At 67.7% G+C, this 2,165-nt stretch carries 1 protein-coding gene; it reads left to right on the top strand.

What is annotated here, in order from left to right:
• On the top strand, positions 1–2,002 hold a 2,002-nt coding region (locus tag RDU12_RS15045; protein WP_308685446.1), incomplete at its 5' end, for a S9 family peptidase.
• Between the last annotated feature and the right edge of the window lie 163 nt (positions 2,003–2,165).

Raw genomic sequence — 2,165 nt, 5'->3', positions numbered from 1 at the left:
CGCCCCGGCCCAGGCCGCCGAGCCGTTTGATTATCGCGACATGATCAGCGCCAACCGGCTGGGCGATCCGCAGGTGTCGCCGGACGGCCGCTGGGTGGTCTATTCGGTGACCACGACCGACGTGGAGGCCAATCGCCGCTCGGGCTCGCTCTACATCATGGACCTGCAGGATCCGGGCGAGGGCCGCCGGCTGGCCATCAGCGAGGGCGGCGCCAACACCGCCCGCTGGGGGTCCGACGGCAAGCTGTATTTCCTGTCGGGCCGCTCGGGCTCCAGCCAGGTCTGGCGCGCCGAGGCCGACGGAACCGGGCCGGTCCAGGTCACCGACCTGCCGGTCGACGTCAACGCCTACCGGCTGAGCCGTGACGCCGGCAAGGTGGTGGTGTCGCTGGCGGTGTTCCCGTCCTGCGCCGACCTGGCCTGCACCGTCGACCGCCAGAAGGCCGAGGCGGACGACAAGACCACCGGCCAGGTCTACGACCGCATGTTCGTGCGCCACTGGGACACCTGGAACGACGGAACCCAGAACCACCTGTTCGTGATCAATGCGGACGGCTCGGGCGATCCGGTCTGGGTGACCAAGGGTTTTGACGGCGACACCCCCTCCAAGCCGTTCGGCGACGAGGGCGAGTTCACCTTCACGCCCGAGGGCGATGCGGTGGTGTTCTCGGCCCGGCTGGCCGGCCAGAGCGAGCCGTGGAGCACCAATTTCGACCTCTGGCGGACCAACGGCCTGAGCGGCGACGGCACGTTCGAGAACCTGACCGACGACAATGACGCCTGGGACACCGGCCCGGTGTTCTCGCCGGACGGCCGCACCCTGGCCTATCGCGCCATGGCCCGCCCCGGCTTCGAGGCCGACAAATACGCCATCTTCCTGCGCGACATGGAGACCGGCCGCGTCCGCCAGATCGCGGCGAACTGGGACCGCTCGGCCGACAGCCTGCAATGGTCGCGGGACGGAAACACCCTGTACGCCACCGCTGGCGACGTCGGTCAGACCCGGATCTTCTCGATCGACACGCGCAACGGCCTGGTCGTCCCGGTGACCGGCCCCGGCCACGTTTCGGCCTTCCAGCAGACGCCCTCGGGCTTCGTCTTCGCCCAGGACTCCCTGACCCGGCCGAGCGAGCTGTATGTGAAGACCTTCCTCGGTCGCGAGATGCCGCGCCGCATCACCAATGTGAACCCGCAGCTGGACGACAAGGCGTTCGGCGAGGCCGAGCAGTTCAATTTCGAGGGCTGGAACGGCGAGACGGTGCACGGCTACGTCATCAAGCCGGCCAACTATGTCGAGGGCCGGAAATATCCGGTCGCCTTCCTGATCCACGGCGGACCGCAGGGCTCGTTCGGCAACAGCTGGTCCTACCGCTGGAACCCGTCGACCTACGCCGGAGCCGGCTATGCGGTGGTGATGATCGATTTCCACGGCTCGACCGGCTACGGCCAGGCCTTCACCGACTCGATCAGCCAGCACTGGGGCGATCGCCCGCTGGAAGATCTGCAGAAGGGCTGGGCCCACGCCCAGCAGGCCTATCCCTTCCTCGACGGGGACAACGCCTGCGCCCTCGGCGCCTCCTACGGCGGTTATATGATCAACTGGATCGCCGGCAACTGGCCGGGCGAGTTCGACTGCCTAGTCAACCACGACGGCGTCTTCGACACCTTCGGCATGGGCTATTCGACCGAGGAGCTGTGGTTCACCGAGTGGGAGTACGGCGGCACGCCGTGGGAGAACCCGCGCGGCTACCAGGAATTCAACCCGGCCAACCATGTGCAGAACTGGCGCGATCCGATGCTGGTGGTTCAGGGCGACCGCGACTTCCGCATCCCCACGGCCCAGAGCCTGTCGACCTTCACCGCCCTGCAGCGGCGCGGCATCGAAAGCCGCCTGATCGTCTTCCCGGACGAGAATCACTGGGTGCTGAAGCCGGCCAACAGCCTGCAATGGCATACCGAAGTGTTCGGCTGGCTCGACAAGCATCTGAAGCCTGTCGACTAGGTCGGGGTCCAGACAGCAGAAAGGGCGCTTCCGGCCGGAAGCGCCCTTTTCAATTGCGACGGGCCGTCAGGGCACGCGGGCCTGGGCCGTCGTGGCGTCGCGCTGCATCACCGAGCGTGAACACGCCCGGCTGCGCGACGCCACGACGGCCCAGGCCCGCGTG

Source organism: Brevundimonas sp. (genome assembly GCF_031082345.1).
Lineage (GTDB): Bacteria > Pseudomonadota > Alphaproteobacteria > Caulobacterales > Caulobacteraceae > Brevundimonas.
This window is presented reverse-complemented; position numbering and strand designations above follow the sequence as displayed.